General features: G+C 70.6%; 21 protein-coding genes. 11 read left to right on the forward strand and 10 right to left on the reverse strand.

Annotation, left to right across the window (positions count from 1 at the left end):
- Positions 1-17: 17 nt before the first annotated feature.
- Positions 18-467, reverse strand: coding sequence for a MarR family winged helix-turn-helix transcriptional regulator (locus tag JJ691_RS48195; protein WP_211766057.1), 450 nt, complete (start codon positions 465-467; stop codon positions 18-20).
- A gap of 48 nt (positions 468-515) precedes the next feature.
- Here JJ691_RS48195 and JJ691_RS48200 point away from each other — a divergent pair, with 48 nt between their 5' ends.
- On the forward strand, positions 516-1439 hold the full coding sequence (locus tag JJ691_RS48200; RefSeq protein ID WP_211766058.1) for an amidohydrolase family protein: 924 nt from the start codon (positions 516-518) through the stop codon (positions 1437-1439).
- A complete protein-coding gene (locus JJ691_RS48205) occupies positions 1436-2272 on the forward strand; it encodes an aminoglycoside phosphotransferase family protein (protein ID WP_211766059.1) in 837 nt (278 codons plus the stop codon). Before JJ691_RS48200 ends, JJ691_RS48205 begins: the two co-directional genes overlap by 4 nt.
- Here the strand turns inward: JJ691_RS48205 and arfA are convergent.
- The 4 genes from arfA to JJ691_RS48225 are packed head-to-tail and all read right to left on the reverse strand — an operon-like array spanning position 2247 to position 6592.
- The gene (gene arfA, locus JJ691_RS48210; RefSeq protein ID WP_211766060.1) at positions 2247-3752 is read right to left on the reverse strand and encodes an arabinosylfuranosidase ArfA; all 1506 of its coding nucleotides are present in this window, start codon (positions 3750-3752) and stop codon (positions 2247-2249) included. The two genes, JJ691_RS48205 and arfA, sit on opposite strands and share 26 nt — an antisense overlap.
- Before the next feature lie 7 nt (positions 3753-3759).
- Positions 3760-4539: a carbohydrate ABC transporter permease gene (locus tag JJ691_RS48215; protein ID WP_211766061.1), complete on the reverse strand. Its 780-nt coding sequence runs from the start codon at positions 4537-4539 to the stop codon at positions 3760-3762.
- A complete protein-coding gene (locus JJ691_RS48220) occupies positions 4536-5390 on the reverse strand; it encodes a carbohydrate ABC transporter permease (protein WP_211766062.1) in 855 nt (284 codons plus the stop codon). Before JJ691_RS48220 ends, JJ691_RS48215 begins: the two co-directional genes overlap by 4 nt.
- Positions 5387-6592, reverse strand: coding sequence for an extracellular solute-binding protein (locus JJ691_RS48225; RefSeq protein ID WP_211766063.1), 1206 nt, complete (start codon positions 6590-6592; stop codon positions 5387-5389). The genes JJ691_RS48220 and JJ691_RS48225 overlap by 4 nt, the downstream gene beginning before the upstream one ends.
- A 256-nt stretch (positions 6593-6848) precedes the next feature.
- Between JJ691_RS48225 and JJ691_RS48230 the strand changes: the two genes are divergently transcribed.
- From JJ691_RS48230 to JJ691_RS48255, 6 genes are read left to right on the forward strand one after another with little or no spacing between them, the layout of a single operon-like run.
- Complete coding sequence (locus JJ691_RS48230; protein ID WP_211766064.1) at positions 6849-7853, forward strand: LacI family DNA-binding transcriptional regulator; 1005 nt, start codon at positions 6849-6851, stop codon at positions 7851-7853.
- A gap of 16 nt (positions 7854-7869) precedes the next feature.
- The gene (locus tag JJ691_RS48235; protein ID WP_211766065.1) at positions 7870-9396 is read left to right on the forward strand and encodes an ABC transporter substrate-binding protein; all 1527 of its coding nucleotides are present in this window, start codon (positions 7870-7872) and stop codon (positions 9394-9396) included.
- A 55-nt stretch (positions 9397-9451) separates the two neighbouring features.
- Positions 9452-10393, forward strand: a complete 942-nt coding sequence (locus JJ691_RS48240) for an ABC transporter permease (protein ID WP_211766066.1) — start codon at positions 9452-9454, stop codon at positions 10391-10393.
- Positions 10390-11205, forward strand: a complete 816-nt coding sequence (locus tag JJ691_RS48245) for an ABC transporter permease (protein ID WP_211766067.1) — start codon at positions 10390-10392, stop codon at positions 11203-11205. The genes JJ691_RS48240 and JJ691_RS48245 overlap by 4 nt, the downstream gene beginning before the upstream one ends.
- On the forward strand, positions 11192-12148 hold the full coding sequence (locus JJ691_RS48250) for an ABC transporter ATP-binding protein (protein ID WP_211766068.1): 957 nt from the start codon (positions 11192-11194) through the stop codon (positions 12146-12148). Before JJ691_RS48245 ends, JJ691_RS48250 begins: the two co-directional genes overlap by 14 nt.
- Positions 12145-12957, forward strand: a complete 813-nt coding sequence (locus tag JJ691_RS48255; RefSeq protein WP_211766069.1) for an ATP-binding cassette domain-containing protein — start codon at positions 12145-12147, stop codon at positions 12955-12957. The genes JJ691_RS48250 and JJ691_RS48255 overlap by 4 nt, the downstream gene beginning before the upstream one ends.
- Here JJ691_RS48255 and JJ691_RS48260 read toward each other — a convergent pair.
- Positions 12947-13867 carry a serine hydrolase gene (locus tag JJ691_RS48260; RefSeq protein WP_211766070.1) on the reverse strand — a complete coding sequence of 307 codons (921 nt, stop codon included), beginning with the start codon at positions 13865-13867 and terminating at the stop codon, positions 12947-12949. The genes JJ691_RS48255 and JJ691_RS48260 overlap by 11 nt on opposite strands.
- 147 nt (positions 13868-14014) lie before the next feature.
- On the opposite strand from JJ691_RS48260, the gene JJ691_RS48265 reads away from it, so the two are divergent.
- Complete coding sequence (locus JJ691_RS48265) at positions 14015-14803, forward strand: alpha/beta hydrolase family protein (RefSeq protein WP_211766071.1); 789 nt, start codon at positions 14015-14017, stop codon at positions 14801-14803.
- On the opposite strand, the gene JJ691_RS48270 is transcribed toward JJ691_RS48265, so the two are convergent.
- A complete protein-coding gene (locus tag JJ691_RS48270; RefSeq protein ID WP_211766072.1) occupies positions 14779-15534 on the reverse strand; it encodes an SDR family oxidoreductase in 756 nt (251 codons plus the stop codon). The two genes, JJ691_RS48265 and JJ691_RS48270, sit on opposite strands and share 25 nt — an antisense overlap.
- Positions 15535-15669: 135 nt before the next feature.
- Here JJ691_RS48270 and JJ691_RS48275 point away from each other — a divergent pair, with 135 nt between their 5' ends.
- Both JJ691_RS48275 and JJ691_RS48280 read left to right on the forward strand, forming a co-directional pair.
- Positions 15670-16281 carry a class I SAM-dependent methyltransferase gene (locus tag JJ691_RS48275; protein WP_442912572.1) on the forward strand — a complete coding sequence of 204 codons (612 nt, stop codon included), beginning with the start codon at positions 15670-15672 and terminating at the stop codon, positions 16279-16281.
- Positions 16271-16861, forward strand: a complete 591-nt coding sequence (locus tag JJ691_RS48280; protein ID WP_211766074.1) for a DedA family protein — start codon at positions 16271-16273, stop codon at positions 16859-16861. The genes JJ691_RS48275 and JJ691_RS48280 overlap by 11 nt, the downstream gene beginning before the upstream one ends.
- Here JJ691_RS48280 and add read toward each other — a convergent pair.
- Genes add through JJ691_RS48295 form a run of 3 tightly spaced genes read right to left on the reverse strand, consistent with a single transcriptional unit; the run spans position 16849 to position 19697 of the window.
- Positions 16849-17865 (reverse strand): adenosine deaminase, encoded by a 1017-nt coding sequence (gene add, locus JJ691_RS48285; RefSeq protein ID WP_211766075.1) that lies wholly within the window; start codon positions 17863-17865, stop codon positions 16849-16851. The two genes, JJ691_RS48280 and add, sit on opposite strands and share 13 nt — an antisense overlap.
- A complete protein-coding gene (locus JJ691_RS48290; protein WP_249227506.1) occupies positions 17866-18519 on the reverse strand; it encodes a response regulator in 654 nt (217 codons plus the stop codon).
- On the reverse strand, positions 18516-19697 hold the full coding sequence (locus JJ691_RS48295; RefSeq protein ID WP_249227507.1) for a sensor histidine kinase: 1182 nt from the start codon (positions 19695-19697) through the stop codon (positions 18516-18518). Before JJ691_RS48295 ends, JJ691_RS48290 begins: the two co-directional genes overlap by 4 nt.
- Position 19698: the final 1 nt, after the last annotated feature.

Here is a 19698-nt window from a genome sequence, read left to right on the forward strand (position 1 = left end):
CGCAACTTTTGGGACTGTCACAGGGGACCCAGTGCCTCGCCGCGGATCAGCCGGGTGAGGCGGTGGATGTCGGCGGCGATGCGGCCGCGGTCGTCGGCGGAGAGCTGCCCGAGGGTGCGGCTCTGCACCTCGCGCAGGCGGTCGCGGGCGGCGCGGAGCTGGGACCGGCCGGTGTCGGTGAGGGCGACCAGGACCAGCCGTTCGTCCTCGGTGCCGCGCCGGCGTTCGACCAGGTCCCTGGTCTCCAGCTGTTTGATCATCCGGGTCGCCGTCGGGTGGCTGACGCCGGCCAGCCGGGCGAGCTGGCTGACCGGCAGGGACTGCTGGTCCAGCAGCGGATCGAGCAGGTCGGCCTGGGCCAGCGTCAGCGCGCCCTCCCCGACGGCGGCGGTGCGGCCGCGGCGCATGGCCGCGTAGAGGGCGTCCGCGGCCGCGGCCAGCTCCTCGACGGTTGCGGTCTTGCTCATGGGAGTACATTAGCACGGCAATGGTTAGCAAGCTAAGGAGTTGGACCGATGTCCACACGGCTTGACGTGCACCATCACCTGATCCCGCCGGCCTTCGAACCCTTCGCGGCCACGCCGAGGCCGGCCTGGTCGGCGTCGGCGGCACTGTCCTGGATGGACGACCACCAGGTCGCCGGGGCGGTGCTGTCGGTGTCCGCGCCGGGCGTCCCCGCCATCGCCGACGGCGGCGGTCCCCGGCTGGCCCGCGAGCTCAACGAGTTCACCGCCGAGCTGGTCAAGGACCACCCGGGCCGGTTCGGGCAGTTCGCCAGCCTGCCGATGGCCGACCGCGATCCCGCCGCCGTGCTCGACGAGATCGCGTACGCCTTCGACACCCTGGGCGCTGACGGGGTCGTGATGATGTCCAACAGCGGCGGCGTCTACCTCGGCGACTCCCGGTGGGAGCCGGTCTGGGCGGAACTCGACCGCCGTCGGGCCGTGGTGTTCATCCACCCCACGATCACCGCGCTGTCGCCGCTGGACGGCATCAACGTCGCCGTGGTGGATTTCCCCGCCGACACCACGCGCACCGCCGTCGACCTGGTCGTCTCCGGAGTGCTCGCACGGCACCAGCAGGTCCGGATCATCCTGTCCCACGCCGGCGGGTTCGTGCCCTACGCCGCGCAGCGCTTCGTCACGGCCGTTCCCATGCTCGGCTCGCCGCTCAGCGCCGAGACCATCATGGCCGACCTCAAGCGCTTCTACTTCGACACGGCCCTGTCGACCGGCCACGACACGCTGAAGCTGCTCACCGGATTCGCCGCCCCCGGCCACGTGCTCTACGGCAGCGACTGGCCCTATTCCAACGGGGTCGGCTGCGAGTACTTCAACCAGTTGCTGGACACCGCCGACCTCACCCCGGCCGACCGCGACGCCATCGACCACCGCAACGCCGAAGTTCTCTTCCCCCGGTTCGCTACCGTCGAGGCATGATCGAAGTTCCGGACGGCTTCGCCCGATCGACTGTCCGCCGTGAGGGCGAAGCCGGCCGGTTGTGGATCGCCTCGCTGCCGGCCATTGTCGACGAGCTGCTGCAACGGTGGTCCCGCGTGCCGGACGGGCCGGTCACCCACGGCAGCGTCGGGATCGTGGTGCCGGTGCGGCCTGCGGCGGTCATCAAGGTGTCGTTCCCGCACCCCGGCAACGTCGACCAGCCCGACGCTTTCGCCGCCTGGCAGGGCCGTGGCGCCGTGCGCATCCTCGACCGCGACGACGCCCGCTTCGCGATGCTGCTGGAACAGGCCGGACCCGACACCCTCGCCTCCGTCGCCGACGACGAGCAAGCCGTCGGCATCCTCGGTCAGCTGTCCCGCCGGCTGACCATCCCCGCGCCGGCCGGGCTGCCCCGCCTGCGTGACCAGTTTCCCGCCTGGGAGGCCGAGTTCGTCGGGTCGCTTCCCCGACGAGCCCTCGACGCCGTGCGGGAACTCGACCATCCCGACACCCTCGTGCACGGCGACCTGTGGGACGCCAACGTGTTGTCCGGCGAGCGCGAACCCTGGCTCGCCATCGACCCCAAGGGCTGCGCCGGCGATCCCGCCTACGACGCCTTCACCGTGATCCACAGCCCCCGTCTGCTGTTCGCCCCTGATCACCTCCGCTGGCTCCACCTCTACTGCGAGGCCGCCGGCATCGACCGCGAACGAGCCCGCCGCTGGTCCCTGCTCCGCGCCGTCCAGTCCGCGCAGTGGGGCCGCCGTGGCGGCGACCCCGACTGGCTTCTTCAGGCGACTGACCAAATCATCGCGGAGCTCGACGCAGCCTGATCATGTTCCAGGACAGGGCCGGCAGCTCGGCGGTCAATTCACCGTCCACAATGGACGCCCCGTCGACCCGGCGCGGTCGCACCCGGTCCGGTGCGGCGACGGTGTTGGTCAGCGACCGGTCGTCCTCGGCCAACACCACGTGCTCGATCACCTCAAGTCCGGGCAGGGCACGGAGATTCGCGGTCAGGCCCAACGACTCCTCGACCGAGCGGTTCACCGCGAACAGAGTCACCTCGTCGCCGTCCTGAGTGGCGACGGCCTCCAGCAGCGGCACGTCGCCGAACCGGGCCGTGTCGTAGCGCGGCGAATCGGGCTCCACCCGCAGCACCCGTCCCCGCGCGTGCTGGGCGGCGTGGGCGAAGGGATAGAAGATGGTCTGCCGGCACGAGCCGCCGCCGGGCTCGGTGAGGATCGGCGCGATCACGTTGGCCAGCTGGGCCTGGCACGCCACGCCGACCCGGTCGGCGTGCCGCAGCAGGGTGATCAGCAGCGAGCCGACCACCACGGCGTCGGCGACGTGGTAGTTGTCCTCGATCAGCCGCGGCACCCGCTCGGCGGCCAGGTTCAACTCGCCGGGAAACCGGCTCATGTACCAGACGTTCCACTCATCGAACGACAGCCGGATCCGCTTGCGGTTGCGCAGCTTCGCGCCGACGTGGTCACTCGTGGCCACCACGGCGTCGATGAACCGGTCCATGTCCACCGCGCTGGCCAGGAAACTACCGAGGTCGCCGTCGCGCTCCTCGTAGTAGGCGTGCAGTGAGATGTAGTCGACGTTGTCGTAGGTGTGCTCGAGAACGGTCGCCTCCCACGACCCGAACGTCGGCATCCCGCTGTTCGAACTCCCGCACGCCACCAGCTCGATGCTCGAGTCGACCCGGCGCATCGCGGTCGCGGTCTCGTTGGCCAGCCGGCCGTACTCGTGCGCGGTCTTGTGCCCGGTCTGCCACGGGCCGTCCAGCTCGTTTCCCAGGCACCACAGGGAAATTCCGTGCGGCTCCGGGTGACCGTGCTTGGCCCGCAGGTCGGAGAGCATGGTGCCGCCCGGGAAGTTGCAGTACTCCACCAGGTCGGCGGCCTCCCGCACGCCGCGCGTGCCCAGGTTGACGGCCATCATCGGTGCCACGCCGGCCTTGCGCGACCACTGCATGAACTCGTTGAGCCCGAACTCGTTGGTCTCGATCTGCCGCCACGCCAGGTCGAACCGGCTCGGCCGCTCGCCGCGCGGCCCGACCCCGTCCTCCCAGCGGTAGCCCGAGACGAAGTTGCCGCCGGGATAGCGGACCACCGTCACACCCAGCTCGCGCACCAGCTCCAGCACGTCGGCGCGGAAGCCGTCCTCGTCGGCGGCCGGGTGCCCCGGCTCGTACACGCCGGTGTAGACGCAGCGGCCCATGTGCTCCACGAACGAGCCGAACAGCCGCGGGTCCACCTCGCCGACGGCGAAGCCGGGGTCGAGCGTCAGTCGTGCCTGTCGCACCGTGTTGTCATCCTTTGATCGCGGTCACCAGCTGCCGCTGGAACGCCAGGAACAGGGCCACCAGCGGCAGCCCGCCCAGCAACGCGGCCGCCAGCACCTGGGCGTACCGGACTCCGTAGGAACTCTGCACGGTCGCCAGCCCCACCGGGAAGGTCATCAGGTGCGGGTCGCTGACGGCCACGAACGGCCACAGGAAGTTGTTCCACGTCGTGACGAAGGTGAAGATCGCCACCGCGGCCAGCGCCGGCCGGGCCAGCGGCAGCATCAGGCTCCAGTACACCCGCAGCCGCCCCGCGCCGTCCATCACCGCCGCCTCCTCCAGCTCCCTGGGCACGCCGTCGAAGAACCTCTTCAACACGTACACCATCGCCGGCAACACCACCTGCGGGAGGATCAGCGCCCAGTACGTGTCGGCCAGGCCCAGCCCCACGATCTCCGCGAACAGCGGCACGATCAGCACCTGCGGCGGGATCACGATCCCGGCCACCAGCAGCGCCATCACCACGCCCCGACCCCGGAACCGCGTCCGGGACAGGCCATAGGCGGCCAGGCTCGTCACCACCACCGTCAACACCGTGACGGCCACCCCCACCAGCAGGCTGTTGCCCAGCCAGGCCAACAGCGCGCCATCGCCCAACGCCCGACCGAAGGCGTCCAGGCTCATGCCGTCGACGATCCAGCTCACCGGGATCCGGGTGGTCTCCGACTCGGGTTTCAGCGCGGTGTCCAACGCCCACGCCAGCGGCACCAGCCAGATCACCGCCAGCAGGGCGGCCACCGCCCTCATCGCTCGGCCTTCGATGCCGTGAGCCGGAAATGCAGCAGCGCCACCACCGCGATCAGCGCGAAGAAGACGTAGGAGATGGCCGAGGCGTAGCCGATGCGGAACCGGGTGAAGCCGCTCTCGTAGATGTACTGCACGATGCTGCGCACCCCCGGGATGCCGCCCTGCCCGCTGAGCAGGTAGATCTGGTCGAACACCTTCAGCGAGGCCAGGATCTGCAACACGATCACCAGCTGGTGGGTGCGGGACAGCAGCGGCAGCGTGATCCGGCGCAGCTGCTGGAACGGCGTCGCCCCGTCCAGCGCCGACGCTTCGTAGAGCTGTTTCGGGATCTCCTGCAACGCCGCCAGATAGAGCAGGAAGCCGAAGCCGGCGGTCCACCACACGGTCGTGATGACGATGGACGTCATCGCCATGCCGTCGGTGGACAGCCAGCCGATCTCCTTGAGCCCCAGCCGGGTCAGCAGGTCGTTGATCAGGCCGAATCCCGGCTGGTAGAGCCAGCTCCAGATCAGCACCACCACCGACACCGGCAGCAGGTACGGCGCGAAGAACGCCAGCCGGTACAGCCAGCGCTCCGGCGTCGCGCGGTTGGCCAGCAGCGCCATGGCCAGGCCGACCAGGACGATCGCCGGCGTGCTGACCACCGTGAAGATCAGCGTGTGGCCGAGGGAGCTCCAGACCGCCGGGTCCTGGAACAGTTCCACGTAGTTGGCCGCGCCGACGAAGCCGGCATGGCCGGTGATGCCCTCGTCGGTGACGCTCGCGCCCAGCCCGATCACCATCGGCACGATCAGGAAGGCGGCGTAGAGCACGAGGAACGGCGCCACGAACCAGAATCCCGACCGCCTCATGACGGCCTCGGTGTGTTCTGCAGACGGGTCAAGGTCGCCTTGAGGTCACCCAGCGCCGCTTCGGGCGACATCGTGCCGCCCAACACGGCCCCGATCGTCGCGCCCGCCGAGCTCTGCAGGTCCGAGGCCGCCCCGGCGAACCACACCGGCGGATCCAGCTCGGCCTCGGCCGCCGCGGACCGGTAACTGGCCTGTGGCAACAGGTTCAGGTACGCAGCTGAGGCCGCGACCGGCTGATAGGCGGGAATGTGCCCGCCGCGGGCCCAGGTGAGGCTCTGACCGACCAGCTCCGCGATGGCCCTGATGGATTGCCCGGTCCGTTCCGGATCCCGATCTCGTTGGTGCGGCAGGACAAACGAGTGCGAGTCGGCGTGCACCGCGGGCCGGTCGTAGACCTGCGGGAACGGCGCCACGTCGAACGGCGTGCGCTGCTCCTGGAACGTCGGCAGCTCCCACTCGCCGTTCCAGAAGAAGCCGGCCTGGCCACTGCCGAACAACGCGACCGCCGCGTTGTTGTCCGTGAACCTGGTGGTGGCGCCGATCTTCTGGAGCAACCGCAAGGCAGTCAGCGCCTTGGCCTCGTCGAGCAGGCCCTGACCGTTCTGCTGGCGGTACAGCGTCCAGAACAGCCGCCACGGATTCACGTCCCGTGCCGCCGCGAGCGCGAGCCCGGCCTTGCCGAACGCCTCCAGCAGTTGCCGCTCGCCCCGAATCGGCTTCAGCTTGCCGTCTTGCAGCAGACCCGCCTTGCCGCACAGTTCCGTGTTGTAGAAGAGAACCAGGGGATGGGTGTCCAGCGGCACGGCGTAGGCGCGGCCGTTGTGGCGGGCCCGGTCCCAGACCGCCGGCGGGAACCGGTCCGAGGTCAGGCCGTGCGTGGCCAACAGATCGTCGTCGAACGGGTCGAGCAGACCCAGCGGCGCGAACCCCGGCAGCCGGGACAGGTGCAGGACCGCCAGATCCGGCGCACGACCGCCGGCCGCCGCCATCGCCAGCTTGGTGTAGTAGGGAGTGCCCCAGGCCAGGGTGACCGCGTCCAGCCGGGTGCCGATCGCACCGACCATCTCCGTCATCCGGGCCCCGTCGCCGCCGCTGAACAGGTTCCAGTACGCCAGGCCCGCCGGCCCCGAGCAGGCGACGGCCCCCGAACAGGTCGCCGTCGCCAGCGCCGCACCGGCCAGGATGAACGTGCGACGGTCCACGACGGCCTCCTCGGTCTGCTGTCCTGGCTCGGTCTGTTGCCCCTCGCCAGGTCTGCTGCTCCTTGGTTCTCCGCGCCTCGGCTGTTCTGCGCTGGTTCCCTGCGTCGTTCCCTGAGCCCTTGGTTCCCCTGCGTCCTGGGTCGTCCGTCCCTCGGTTTTCGACCCCCGGTTTTCAACGTTGTAAACGGGCCTGTCGCGAGAGTAGCCGTACAGTCGGGCACCAGGGAAGATGGCGTTTCGGCAGGAGGAGGTGCGGGTGGGCGCCAGTCTGAAGGACGTGGCCAGACTGGCTGGAGTCTCGGTCAAGACCGTCTCCAACGTGGTCAACGACTATCGGCACGTCAGCGAGGCCACCCGCAGCCGCGTCCGCGAGGCCATCGACCAGCTCGGCTACCGGCCCAACCTGACCGCCCGCCACCTGCGCTACGGCCGGTCCGGCATTGTCGGGCTGGCCCTGCCCGAGCTGGGCATCCCGTACTTCGCCGAGCTGGCCGAGCAGGTCATCGCGGCCGCCGAGCGGGAGTCCTGGTCGGTGCTGATCGACCAGACCGACGGCCGCGGCGACCGGGAACGGCTCACCTCGTCCGGGGCCCGGTCCCGGACCATCGACGGCCTGATCATCAGTCCCCTCGCCCTGGACACCGAATACCTCGTCGGGCTGCGCGCCGATCTGCCCCTGGTGCTGCTGGGGGAGCAGGTCCAGCCGGGCGCCGCCGACCTCGTCGCCATCGACAACGTCGCCGCCGCCCGCGAGGCCACCGAGCACCTGCTCGCCCTCGGCCGGCGGCGCATCGCCGCCATCGGCGACCAGCGCGTCTCCGCCGCCGGCACCGCCAGCGTGCGCCTGCGCGGCTACTGCGACGCCCTCGCCGCCGCCGGCATCGAGTACGACCCCGAGCTGGTGGTGCCGGCCGAGTCCTATCACCGCCCCGACGGCGCCGCCGCCATGCGCCTGCTGCTGTCGCTGGACGAGCCGCCGGACGCCGTCTTCTGCTTCAACGACCTGCTCGCCCTCGGCGCCCTGCGCACCCTGCTCACCGCCGGGCTCCGGGTGCCCAACGACGTCGCCATCGTCGGCGTCGACGACATCGAGGACGGCCGGTTCAGCACCCCCACCCTGACCACCGTCGCCCCCGACAAGGCCCAGATCGCCGAGGTCGCGGTGACCATGCTGCTGGAGCGGATCAACGGCCTGGACTGCCCGCCCCGCGAAGTCACAGCCCGCCACACCCTGCTGGTCCGCGAGAGCACCGCCATCTGACGCCCCGCCCGCCCACATGGCGGGACATCGCGGCGCACCCCTGGCTAGGGTGATCACCGTGCTTCGCGCGCTGCTCGCCCTGGTGCTGGTCGCCGCCCTCGCCGGCTGCTCGGCGGGCTCGACGGCGTACTCGTCGCCGAGCGCCGACTCGGTCACCATCGGCTTCACGGCCCCGCCGGCCAACCTCGACTTCACCCGCACCGACGGCGCGGCGATCCCGCAGGCCCTGCTGGACAACGTCTACCAGGGCCTGGTCCGCCTCGACGCCAACGGCGCGATCGTGCCCCAGCTGGCCACCTCCTGGATGGTCAGCCCGGACCGCCGCACCTACGACTTCCAGCTCCGCCCGGGCGTGACGTTCACCGACGGCGAGCCGTTCACCGCCGACACGGTCAAGTTCAGCATCGACCGGGTCCACACCGACTGGACCATCTCGCTGAAATCCGAGATGGACGTGGTCGACCATGTCGAGGCCGTCTCACCGACGCATGCCCGCGTGGTGCTGAAGCAGCCCAGCAACGGCTGGCTTTTCACCATGGCCAGCCGCGTCGGCGCGATGTTCGCCCCGAACGGCGTCGGCAACCTGGCCACCACTGCGATCGGCACCGGCCCGTACCAGCTCGACCGCTTCAACCGCGGCGACTCCATCGTGTTGAAGGCCAATCCCGGCTACTGGGGCCCGAAACCGGCATACGGCCGGGTGGTCCTGAAGTACTTCCAGGATCCCACCGCGCTGAACAACGCCCTGCTGAGCAACGGCATCGACGTGATCAGCTCCGTGCAGGCGCCGGACTCGCTGGCCCAGTTCGCCAGCGACGAGCGGTTCACCACCATCCAGGGCACCACCACCGCCGAAGTCGTGCTGTCCTTCAACAACGCCAAGGCCCCGCTCAACGACAAACGGGTCCGCCAGGCGCTGACCTACGGCATCGACCGCAAGGCGCTGCTGGACACGGCCTGGGCCGGCAAGGGCCTGCTGATCGGCAGCATGGTGCCGCCGTCGGATCCCTGGTACGAGGACCTGTCCGCGGTCTATCCCTACGACCCGGCCCAGGCGAGACAGCTCCTCGCCGCCGCCGGCCAGCAACACCTCACTCTCCGCCTCCGGATTCCCAATCTTCCGTACGCCGTCGACTCCGCCCAGGTGATCCGCTCCCAGCTGGCCGCCATCGGCGTCACGGTCAGCATCGAGGAGCTGGACTTCCCCGCGGTCTGGCTGAAGCAGGTGTTCACCGGCCACGACTTCGACATGTCGATCGTCGCCCACGTCGAGGCCCGCGACATCGTGACGTTCGGAAACCCCAAGTACTACTGGGGCTACGACAACCCGGCCGTCGCCCAGCTGCTGGCCGACGCCGACACCGGCACCCCCGAGCAGCAGATCGCCGACATGAGGCAGGTCGCCCGCACGATCAACGCCGACGCCGCCGCCGACTGGCTTTTCCTGCTACCCAACCTGATCGTCGCCAAGAAGGGCATCACCGGCATCCCTCCGAACCAGGTCGGCGAGTCGTTCGACCTGTCGGTCCTGGGGAGGTCCTGATGGGGCTGCTGGGTAAGGCCGATGTCCTCGCGTCGTCGGTGCCGGGGAGGTCGTGATGGCACTGCTCCGCAAGGCCGGCGTCTTCCTGCTCACATTGGCGGTCGCCTCCTTCGTGGTGTTCGCGTTCATGGCTGTGCTGCCCGGAGATCCGGCCCAGGTCGCCCTGGGCGTCAACGCCACGCCTGAGCTGCTCGCCCAGACCCGGCACGCGTTCGGCATCGACCGGCCGCTCCCGGTCCAGTACTTCGACTGGATCGGCGGTCTGTTCACCGGGGACTTCGGCCGCTCCTACGTGACCGGCGACGCGATCGGCCCGCAGCTGCTCGACCGGTTCGAGGTCACGCTGTGGCTGGTCGGCGCGGCCACCGTGGTGGCGGTGCTCGTCGCCGTCCCGCTGGGCACGCTCGCCGCCGCCAAGCACCGCAAGGCGTCCGGCACGGTCGTGTCCGGCCTCAGCCAGCTGGGCGCGGCGATTCCCGCCTTCCTGGCCGGCATCGTGCTGGTGGAGATATTCGCCGTGTCGCTACGCATCCTCCCTTCCGGCGGATGGACACCCCCGGACGCTGATCCGGTGGCGTTCCTGAAAGGCCTGGTGCTGCCGGCCCTGTCGCTCGGGCTCGTGCAGGCCGCGGTGCTGACCCGCTATGTCCGCTCGGCCGTGCTGGACGTCCTGCGCGAGGACTACCTGCGCACCGCCCGGGCGAAGGGCCTCAAGCCCACCCAAGCCCTGATACGGCACGGACTTCGCAACGCCGCGGTGCCCGTGGTGACGGTGCTCGGCCTGCAGTTGGCGACCCTGCTGATCGGCGCGGTCGTGGTGGAGCGGGTTTTTGTCGTCCCCGGCCTGGGCAGCATGCTGCTGGACGCCGTCGGCAGCCGAGACCTGATCGTCGTGCAGGACGTGGTGATGGTCCTGGTGGCGGCGGTGCTGGTGGTCAACCTCCTCGTCGATGTGCTGTACACGGTCATCGACCCGAGGCTGCGGAGGGCGCGGTGAGGAACCTCGTGATCGGGGCCGTGCTGGTCGGCCTGATTGTGCTGGCGGCGCTGGTCTCCTTTCTGTGGACGCCGTTCGACCCGACGCTTGTCGACGCGGCGCTGCGGCTGCAGGGCCCGAGCGGGGCCCACTGGCTGGGCACGGACCGGTTCGGCCGCGACCTGGTCAGCCAACTCATGGTCGGCGCGCGGACCACGCTCTACGTCGGCATCGTCGCGGTCGGCGTGGCCGCGCTCGTCGGCACGCCGCTCGGCGTGTTCGCGGCCGCCGGCCCGCGCTGGCTCGGCGAGATCGTGTTGCGGGCCAACGACATCGTGCTGGCCTTCCCGGCGCTGCTACTGGCGATCATGTTTGGCGCCGCGTTCGGCGCGAGCACGCTCACGGCCATGATCGCCATCGGCATCGCCACCGTGCCGTCGTTCGCCCGGCTCGCCCGGGCCACCGCGTTGCAGGTGCTGAACACGGAGTACGTGCTGGCGGCCCGCTCGGCCGGCCGCACCGGCCTGGCCATCTCGGTGCGGCACGTGCTGCCCAACATCGCCGGGCTGGTCATCGTGCAGTGCTCGGTGTCGTTCGGCATCGCCGTGCTGGCCGAGGCCGCGTTGTCCTATCTGGGCCTCGGCACCCAGCCGCCCACGCCGTCCTGGGGGCGCATGCTGCAGGAGTCCCAGGAACTCCTGGCCGTCCAGCCGAGACTGCTGATCGTGCCGGGCGTGGCGATCGCGGTCGCGGTGCTCGGCTTCACGTTGCTGGGCGACGGTCTACGCGATCGCCTCGACCCCCGGTTGGAGGGCCGCCGTGCTCAAGGTTGACGGTCTGCGCGTCGCGGCGGGTGAACTGCCACTGGTCAGTGATGTCTCCTTCACGGTGGGCGGCGGCGAGCGCGTCGGCCTGATCGGAGAATCGGGCTCCGGCAAGTCGCTGACCGCGTCGGCGGTGTTCGGGCTGCTGCCCGACGACGTCACCGCGGCCGGCTCGGTTCGGCTCGACGGTGTGCGGGAGGACCTGGTCGGGGCCCCGGAAAGCGTGCTGTCGCGGCTGCGTGGCTCGCGACTGGCGATGGTGTTCCAGGAGCCGATGACCGCGCTGAACCCCTCGATGCGGGTCATCGACCAGGTGGCGGAAGCCCGGCTGATCCACCGCGCGGTCGGGGATCGGGCCGCCGCGCGCCGGGATGCCCTGCGGCTGCTGGAACAGGTGCGCCTGCGGGATGTCGCTGAACTGGGAAAGGCCTATCCACACCAACTTTCCGGCGGGCAACGGCAACGCGTGCTGTTGGCCATCGCTCTCGCCAATGACCCGGATGTGCTCATCTGCGACGAGCCTACCACTGCTCTCGACGTCACGGTCCAGGCTCAGCTGCTGGACCTGATTATCAAGGGAGTAAAGGAAAGGAGCGCCGCGCTGCTGTTCATCACGCACGATCTCGCCGTGGTGGCAACGGTTTGCGAGCGCGTGCTGGTGATGTACGGCGGCCGGATCGTGGAGTCCGGCCCGGTCGCCGAGGTTCTGACAACGCCGAAACACCGCTACACCAAGGGTTTGCTGGACGCCTCCGACCTGGAGGCGGTCGACGGGCGTGGCCGCCTGCACGCCATCGCCGGCGCCGTCCCGGCCGCGGGGCAGTTCCCCAGCGGCTGCGTGTTCCGCACCCGCTGCCCTCGTGCCGACGACCGGTGCGGCGAGCAACCGCCCTGGTCCGGCGAACCCGCCCACGGGCACGCGTGCTGGCACCCGGCCGGAGGTGAGGAATGATCAGGATTGAGAACCTGAGCCGCGTCTACCACCGGTCGCGGACGTCGCCGTTCGGCCCGCGAGCCGAGGTGCACGCGCTGCGGGACGTGTCGTTCGAGGTCGAGGCCGGCCGGCGGTTCGGCGTCGTCGGCGAGTCCGGCTCCGGAAAGTCGACGCTGGTGCGGCTGATCGCCGGCCTCGACCAGCCGACCGCCGGGACGGTCACCTTCGACGGCCAACGCGTGGACGGCCGCCCCGAGCGGCAGCTGTCCTTCCTGCGACGTGATCTCCAGGTCGTGTTCCAGGACCCGATGGGCTCGCTCGACCCCCGCATGCGGGTTCGCGACATCATCGCCGAACCACTTGTGGCGCAACGAATTCCCGGCCAGGGCGAGCGGGTCGCCGAGGTTCTCGCCGCGGTCGGGCTGCCGGCGGACGCCGGTCGTCGCTTCCCGCACCAGTTCTCCGGCGGGCAGCGGCAGCGCATCTCCCTGGCCCGGGCCCTGGCACCCCGGCCGAAGGTCCTGGTGGCCGACGAACCGGTCAGCGCGCTGGACGTGTCCGTGCGGGCGCAGATCCTGAACCTGTTGGCGGACCTGGTCGACCAGTTCGCGCTGACCCTGGTGTTCGTGTCCCATGACCTGTCGGTGATCCGGCACGTCTGCGACACGGTGGCCGTGCTGAAGTCCGGCGAGCTGGTCGAAATCGGTGATGTGGAACGGGTTTACCGCACACCGGAGCACCCGTACACGCGTCAGCTCGTGCGAGCGGCCCCGACGCTGCGCGGTGCCCTGTCCGGCGTCACGGCGGCGGACCTGATCACGCAGTGAAGGCGGCCTTGAGTGCGGCAGCGCCAGCGGTGACCGCATTGCTCCCGGTCGCCCACGAGGTGCCGGCCGGCAACTCGGTCATGATCGCCACCGCGTAGGGCATCGTCGGGCCCAGCCCGACCATGCCGGTGGTGTCGAGCACTGTCGTCGACATGAGCAGCATCCAGCCCTGCTTGATCGCCCAGGTGGTCCCGGGCAGGCCGTCGGGGATGCCGAAGTACTGCTGGAAGCCGTCGGCGGCGGTGCCGGCGGCGTTGCTCATGCCGGTCAGCAGCACGTCCTGCGCCTGCGTCGGGATGTCGTCCTGGATGTACTGGTAGGTCGTGACGACGTCCTGCGCGGACATCAGCGTCTCGCCCCACTGCGACGGGTCGTCCGGCGGCTGCGTGCCGGTCAGCCCGATCAGCGACACCATGCGTGTGACGATCGAGTTGCCGCCGTCCTGGTCCCACAGCGAGTCGGCGATGTCGTCGTCGCTGTAGGAGATCATCCGCTCCAGCTCGGCGGCCGTGGCGGCGTCCGGGGCCCAGTTCTGGCTGTGCAACAGGTCGATGGCGATGAGCAGCTTCACCACGGACGCCGTGTACATCGGCTCGTTCGCGTTGTAGCTGGCCACGGCCTGGCCGGTCTGCGTGTCGACGGCCAGCACGCCGACCTCGGTGCCCGGCGAGACGCTGTCGATCGCCTTGAGCACGAGCTGGCCGATGTCCTCCGGCGGCACTGTCGGCGGCGGTGTCGTCGTCGTGGTCGGCGGTGTTGTCGTGGTGGTTGTCGTGCTGTTCGTCGTGGGCGTCGGGATCGGCTCACGTTCGGCGGCCAGCGTCGCGGTGACCGGTGTCGACGCCAGCAGCACGATGACGACCGCGACGGTCGCCGACAGCAGGGCCAACGTGGCCGGAAGACGCTTCATGCCTGGTCAAACGGGGTGTGACCGCCGCGAATCCCCGCCGACCGGGAACCGACAGAGTCATTTCACGGTGCTCTTAGGAACCGCGCCGGGCGGTGACCGGACGGCTACCGCGGCGGAAATGTCAGACCCCTCTGCGAGGGTGGGGGCATGAACGAGATGATTCGCGGAACGGCCGCCGGAGTGCCGTTCCTGGCCCGTCCACCCGAACGACCGACCGACACCACACCGCTGGTGGTCGGCTGGCACCTGATGGATCCGCCACGCAGCGAGGCGGCGATGGCGGCCGCGGTGCCGATGGCTTCCGTGCCGGCCTGGCGTGTCTACTTGGGACTGCCCGAGCACGGCGAACGCGCGCCGGCCGGCGGGCAGCAGGAGATCACCCGGCGGGCCGCCGAGGACTATGTGCTCAAGCTGATCGATCCGATCGTCAGCGCCGCGTCCGGCGAGTTCCCGGCCGCGCTGCACGCCTTGCGCTCTCGGCTGGCGACCACCGGGCCGCTCGGTCTGTTCGGCGGCTCCGCCGGCGGTGCGGTGGCGTTGCAGGTGCTCACCGAGCAGGACGTCGAAGTGACCGCGGCAGCCCTGGTGAATCCGGTGGCCCAGCTGGAACGCGTCGCCGACGGCGCGGCGACGTGGTTCGGCACACCGTATCCCTGGACCGACCAGTCCCGTGCCGCCGCGGCCCGGCTGGACTTCGTGGCCCGCGTCGGCGAGCTCGCCAAGCGGCGTCCCGACCTCGCCTTGCTGCTCGTCCGCGGTGACCTGGACGAGCCTGAGTTCCGTGAGCCGCTGGGTGAGCTCGCCCGGGCGCTGGACGCTGAGTTGATCGACGTTCCCGGCATGGAGCACTCGTTGGCCGCCGAGGTCGACGCCAGGCGCGTGGACGCCGCGTTCAGCGACTGGTTCGGTCGTCATTTGATCCCGCCGTTGCTGTAGAGCAACTGGCCGTTGATCCAGCCACCCTTCGGCGAGCACAGGAACGTCACCAGGTTCGCGCAGTCCTGAGGCGTGCCGACCCGGCCGAGCGGCGTGTCCCGTTTGACCTCGGACAACTGCTGCGGCGTCATCCAACCGGTGTCGATCGGCCCTGGGTTGATCACGTTCGCCGTCACGCCCAGGTGCGCCAGCTCCCTGGCCGCCGCCAACGTGATCCGGTCCAGCGCGCCCTTGCTGGACCCATAGGGCATGTTGTCGACGGTGTGGTCACTGGTGAACGCCAGGATCCGGCCGCTGCCGTGATCGCCGCGGAACCGCTGCCCGAACTCCTTGACCAGCAGCCAGGTCGCCCTGGCGTTGACCGCGAAATGGAGGTCGAAACTCACAACTGAAGTGTCGAGCAGCCCCGAGTCGACGGACTCGCAGTGACACATCACGAGAGCTGTGACCGGTCCCAGCGCCCGCTCGGCGTCGTCGAACAGGCGGGCCGGCACGGCCGGATCGCTCAGGTCGGCCTCGATCGCCACCGACCGCGCGCCGAGCTCCGTCATCCGATCGGTCAGTTCTCGCTGCGCGTCGGGCTCGGCGTCCCACGGCATCTTCTCGTCGTAGGGCCGCCAGTGGCTGATCGCGACGTCCCAGCCGGCCCGGGCCAGGTCGACGGCCACTGTCGCGCCGATGCCCACCGTGCGGCCGACCCCCGTCACCAGCGCTGTTCCCCGTTCGCTCATGCGGCCAATCTGGATCACCGAGCGGGTTCTGGCGACCGGTTTTCCCGGGGTCCAACCTGAGGATGATCTCAGCCGACCGGACGAGCGACCGGGGTTTGACGCGAGCCCAGCACCGGACCGGGCACCATGGGCGGCATGACCACGTTCCACGACCTTCGGGTCTTCCTCGGGGCCGTCCGCCGCCAGCCGGCCGCCGTCGGCGCGATCGCGCCCAGCGGACCAGCCCTCGCCGGCCTGCTGGCGACCGTCGTGCCCAGCACCGGCGCGCCGACTGTGGTCGAACTGGGGCCGGGCACTGGGTCGGCGACGAGGGCCGTTCAGCGCCGGATCCCGGCCGCCGGCCGGCACCTGGCCGTGGAACTCGACAGCACCCTGGTCGGGCACCTGCGGTCCAGCTACCCGCGGCTGGACGTGATCCACGGCGACGCCGCCGAGCTGGGCAAGCTGCTTGCCGACCGTGGCGTCGAGGAGGTCGACGCGGTGATCAGCGGCCTGCCGTGGGCGCTGTTCCCGCAGGACCTGCAACGCGCCATCCTGCGCCAGGTCGGCGCGGTGCTGACGCCCGCCGGCGCGTTCACCACGTTCGCGTATGTGCACGCGTTGGGCATGAAGCAGGCGCGGCAGTTCCGCGCGCTGCTGGACCGCAGCTTCGACGAGGTCATCGTGTCCCGGGTGGTGTGGGCCAACGTGCCGCCCGCGATCAGCTACGTCTGCCGGCGGCCCACCATGGGCGATGATGCTGGCTGACCTGCTCAGCGGCCTGCCCGGGCCGCTGTTCGTGCTGGCCATCGCCGTCCTGGTGGTCGCCGAGGCCGCCCTGGTCATAGGTGTCGTGCTGCCCGGCTCGAGCGCCCTGCTGACTCTCGGAGTCTTCTCCGACAACGGCGTGGTGCCGCTACCGGTGGCGCTCGCCGTCGGCACCGTCGCCGCGGTGGCCGGCAGCCACCTGTCGTTCGCCGCCGGCCGCTACCGGCCCGGGGCGCTCAGCAGCCGGTGGCTCGCCGGGTCCAAGGGCCGGCGGGCTCGGGCCGTGCTGTGCCGATCCGGCGGCTCCGCCGTGCTCATCGGGCAGTGGGTCGTCGGGGCACGGACCCTGACGCCCCGGTTCGCCGCCGCGGCCGGCCTCTCCTACCGGCGGTTCCTGCCATGGAATGTGCCGTCCGCAGTGGCATGGGGCCTGGTGTGGGTGGCCGTCGGCTACGGCGCGAGCGAGGCGTACCAGCAGTGGTCGTGGCTGGCCGTCGTGGCCGCCGTCGTGCTGCTGGCTGCCCTGCTGGTCGTTGGCCGCCGTGCGCTGGACCGTGTCGACGCCGTTCAGGAGGCCTGAGCGGCGACTGCGTCGATGTCCTTGAGCAGGCGTGACCGGGTCTGCTCCGAGCAGAACGCCGCCCGCGCCGCGTTGCGCGCCAACTCCGCCAGTTCGGCCCGGCCGAGCCCGAACACCTCGTGGCACAGCCGGTATTCGCGGTTGAGGTCGGTGCCGAACATGCCTGGGTCGTCGGTGTTCAGCGTGACCGTCACGCCCGCGTCCAGCAGCCGCGGCAGCGGGTGCTCGGCCAGCGACGGCACGGCCCGGGTGCGGATGTTCGACGTCAGCGACACCTCCACCGGGATCCCTGTCTCCGCGAGGTGCTTGAGCAACTTCTCGTCGCTGACCGCGCTGACGGCGTGTCCGAGTCGCTCCGCGCCCAGGTCACGCAGCGCCGCCCAGATCTCCTCCGGGCCGGTCGTCTCGCCGGCGTGCGGCACACTGTGCAGCCCGGCGGCGATCGCGTCCTGGAACGCCGCCCGGAAACCGGCCCGCGGGAACGGTGCCTCCAAGCCCGCCAGCCCCAGGGCCACCGTGCCCTCCGGCCGCTGGTCGAGCGCGTAATCGAGGGTGCTGTAGCCGTCGCGGTGGTCCGACGGCATCGGCACGTCGAAGATCCACGCCAGCTCGACGCCGTGCTCCGCGAGGGCCTTGTTCCGACCCGCGACCAGCGCCTCGGACAGCATCTCCGGGGAGACGCCGTACGGGAAGTGCGCGATCGCCGACACCGTCACCTCGGCGTACCGCACGTTGTTGGCGGCGAGGTCCCGGGCGAGGCCCAGCAGCAGCGTCTGCACGTCCTCGGGCGTGGTGACCAGCTTGTTGACCGCGCTGTAGACGGTGATGAAGTGCGGGAAGTCCCGGAACTCGTAGTACCGCTCCAGCTCGGCCCGCTCCGTCGGCACCTGCCGTTCCGGGTGGCGGCGGGACAGCTCCAGCACCGTGTCCAGCGACGCCGCCCCGACGAGATGGACGTGCAGCTCAGCCTTCGGCAGGGCGGCGACGAACTCCTCGATGTCCACTCAGTCCGTCACCAGGCCCGTCTTGTACGCGTACGCAACCGCTTGTGCCCGGTCCCGCAGGTTGGCCTTGGCGAACAGGTGGTTCACGTGTGTCTTCACCGTCGCCTCGCTCACCACCAGCCTGCGGGCGATCTCCGTGTTCGACAGGCCCGCCGCGATCAGCCGCAGCACGTCGATCTCACGCGGCGTCAACCCGTCCACCGGCTCCGCCGCCTTCGGCTGCTGGCCGCCGCTCATCGCCGCGGCCACCAGCCGCCGCTGGACCTCGCCGTCTATCGTCGACTGCCCCGCCGCCGCGGCGTGCAGCGCCCTCGCGATCGCCTCCGCGTCCGCGTCCTTGGTCAGGAACCCCCGCGCCCCCGCCTGCAACGCCGACAGCACACTGTCGTCGTCGGTGTACGTCGTGAGCACGACGACCTCGGTTTCTGGGTACTCCGACCGCACCCGCCGGGTCGCCTCCACGCCGTCACACCGCGGCATGCGCAGGTCCACCAGCAACACGTCGGGCCGCCGCTCCGCCACCAGCGCCACGGCCTGCTCACCGTCCGCTGCCGCGCCCACGACCTCCACGCCTGGCAGCAGCTTCAGCAGCGTCACAAGGCCTTCGCGCACCACGGTCTGGTCGTCCGCGAGCACCACTCGCAAATCGCTCACGCCGGCACCACCAGGCGCACCCGCCACCCGTCCTCCATCGGTCCCGTCTCCAGTTCTCCGCCGATCAGCTCGGCGCGTTCCCGCATCCCCAGCAGACCGTAGCCGCCGCTGGTGGCGTGCGCGGGCGGCCGCCCCGGATGATCGGTGACGGTCAGCACCGTGCGGCCGTTCTCGAAGTCCAGCACCGCGTCCACCCTCGCTCCCGGAGCGTGCTTGCGCGCGTTGGTCAGCGCCTCCTGCGCCGTGCGGTACAGCGCCGACGCCGCGTCCGCCGGCAGGTCGCGCGGCTCTCCGCTGATGGTCAGCTCCGCGGGCGCTCCCGTCTCCAGCCGGAACGCCGTGACCAGGTCGGCGATCGCCCGCGCGTCCGGCACCTTGTCGTCACGCAGCGCCGCGACCGCCCGCCGCGCCTCGGTGAGACCGTCCGCGGCCAGCTTCTGCGCCTTGGTCACCTGGTCGATGACCTCCTGCGACGCGTTGTCCCGCTGCAGCATCAGCCGCGTGCCCTGCAATGTCAGGGACAGGCCGGCCAGCGAGTGCGCCAGCACGTCGTGCACCTCGCGGGCAATCCGCGCCCGCTCCGCCAGCGCCGCCGCGCGAGCGTGCTCTTCGATCACCTGCTGTCGCCGGGCCAGCAGCAGCTCCGCCTGTTCCAGGCGCTCTTCACGGCCCTGCCGGTTGGCCGTGAGCAGCACCAGCGCCAACACACCGAGCGCGATGCCCAGCGCGGCCAGCCATTGGAAGTCTTTGAGCTGCGGAATCGCCCCACCGACCATGGACAGACCGATCACGACGTAGCTCAGCGGCCCGGGACTGCGATAGCGGACCGCCAGCCGCGCCGTCCAGAACGGCAGCGCGTACACCACGCCGTTCGGGTGCAGCAGCAGGATTCCGCCCGCGGCCAGCGTGATGGCCAGCAGGCCGAGCTGCGACACCCACGGCGACCGCAGCGCCGCCCACGAGAACGGCAGCAGCATCACGTTGCCGGCGATGACGACCAGGACCAGCGCGATCAGCCACGGCAGCTCCTGCGCCGCGACCGGGGTGCCCGCCAGCACCCACCGCTGGGGCAGGAACAGCGTCAGCGCCAACACCGACGGCATCAGCCGGACCAGCGACAGGGCCCCGTACCTCCGGTCCGGGAGTACGAAGCCCTGATCGTCGAACATGGTCGTCATC

It is taken from the genome of Kutzneria sp. CA-103260 (genome assembly GCF_018263855.1).
Lineage (GTDB): Bacteria > Actinomycetota > Actinomycetes > Mycobacteriales > Pseudonocardiaceae > Kutzneria.

What these genes read in the sequence shown, in the direction of transcription:
- JJ691_RS48195 (WP_211766057.1), bottom strand. Translation starts at nt 467, where the DNA reads ATGAGCAAGACCGCAACCGTCGAGGAGCTGGCCGCGGCCGCGGACGCC.
- JJ691_RS48240 (WP_211766066.1), top strand. Translation starts at nt 9,452, where the DNA reads ATGGCACTGCTCCGCAAGGCCGGCGTCTTCCTGCTCACATTGGCGGTC.
- JJ691_RS48200 (WP_211766058.1), top strand. Translation starts at nt 516, where the DNA reads ATGTCCACACGGCTTGACGTGCACCATCACCTGATCCCGCCGGCCTTC.
- JJ691_RS48255 (WP_211766069.1), top strand. Translation starts at nt 12,145, where the DNA reads ATGATCAGGATTGAGAACCTGAGCCGCGTCTACCACCGGTCGCGGACG.
- JJ691_RS48205 (WP_211766059.1), top strand. Translation starts at nt 1,436, where the DNA reads ATGATCGAAGTTCCGGACGGCTTCGCCCGATCGACTGTCCGCCGTGAG.
- JJ691_RS48270 (WP_211766072.1), bottom strand. Translation starts at nt 15,534, where the DNA reads ATGAGCGAACGGGGAACAGCGCTGGTGACGGGGGTCGGCCGCACGGTG.
- JJ691_RS48260 (WP_211766070.1), bottom strand. Translation starts at nt 13,867, where the DNA reads ATGAAGCGTCTTCCGGCCACGTTGGCCCTGCTGTCGGCGACCGTCGCG.
- JJ691_RS48265 (WP_211766071.1), top strand. Translation starts at nt 14,015, where the DNA reads ATGAACGAGATGATTCGCGGAACGGCCGCCGGAGTGCCGTTCCTGGCC.
- JJ691_RS48220 (WP_211766062.1), bottom strand. Translation starts at nt 5,390, where the DNA reads ATGAGGCGGTCGGGATTCTGGTTCGTGGCGCCGTTCCTCGTGCTCTAC.
- JJ691_RS48275 (WP_442912572.1), top strand. Translation starts at nt 15,670, where the DNA reads ATGACCACGTTCCACGACCTTCGGGTCTTCCTCGGGGCCGTCCGCCGC.
- JJ691_RS48295 (WP_249227507.1), bottom strand. Translation starts at nt 19,697, where the DNA reads ATGACGACCATGTTCGACGATCAGGGCTTCGTACTCCCGGACCGGAGG.
- JJ691_RS48215 (WP_211766061.1), bottom strand. Translation starts at nt 4,539, where the DNA reads ATGAGGGCGGTGGCCGCCCTGCTGGCGGTGATCTGGCTGGTGCCGCTG.
- JJ691_RS48235 (WP_211766065.1), top strand. Translation starts at nt 7,870, where the DNA reads ATGGCGGGACATCGCGGCGCACCCCTGGCTAGGGTGATCACCGTGCTT.
- JJ691_RS48280 (WP_211766074.1), top strand. Translation starts at nt 16,271, where the DNA reads ATGCTGGCTGACCTGCTCAGCGGCCTGCCCGGGCCGCTGTTCGTGCTG.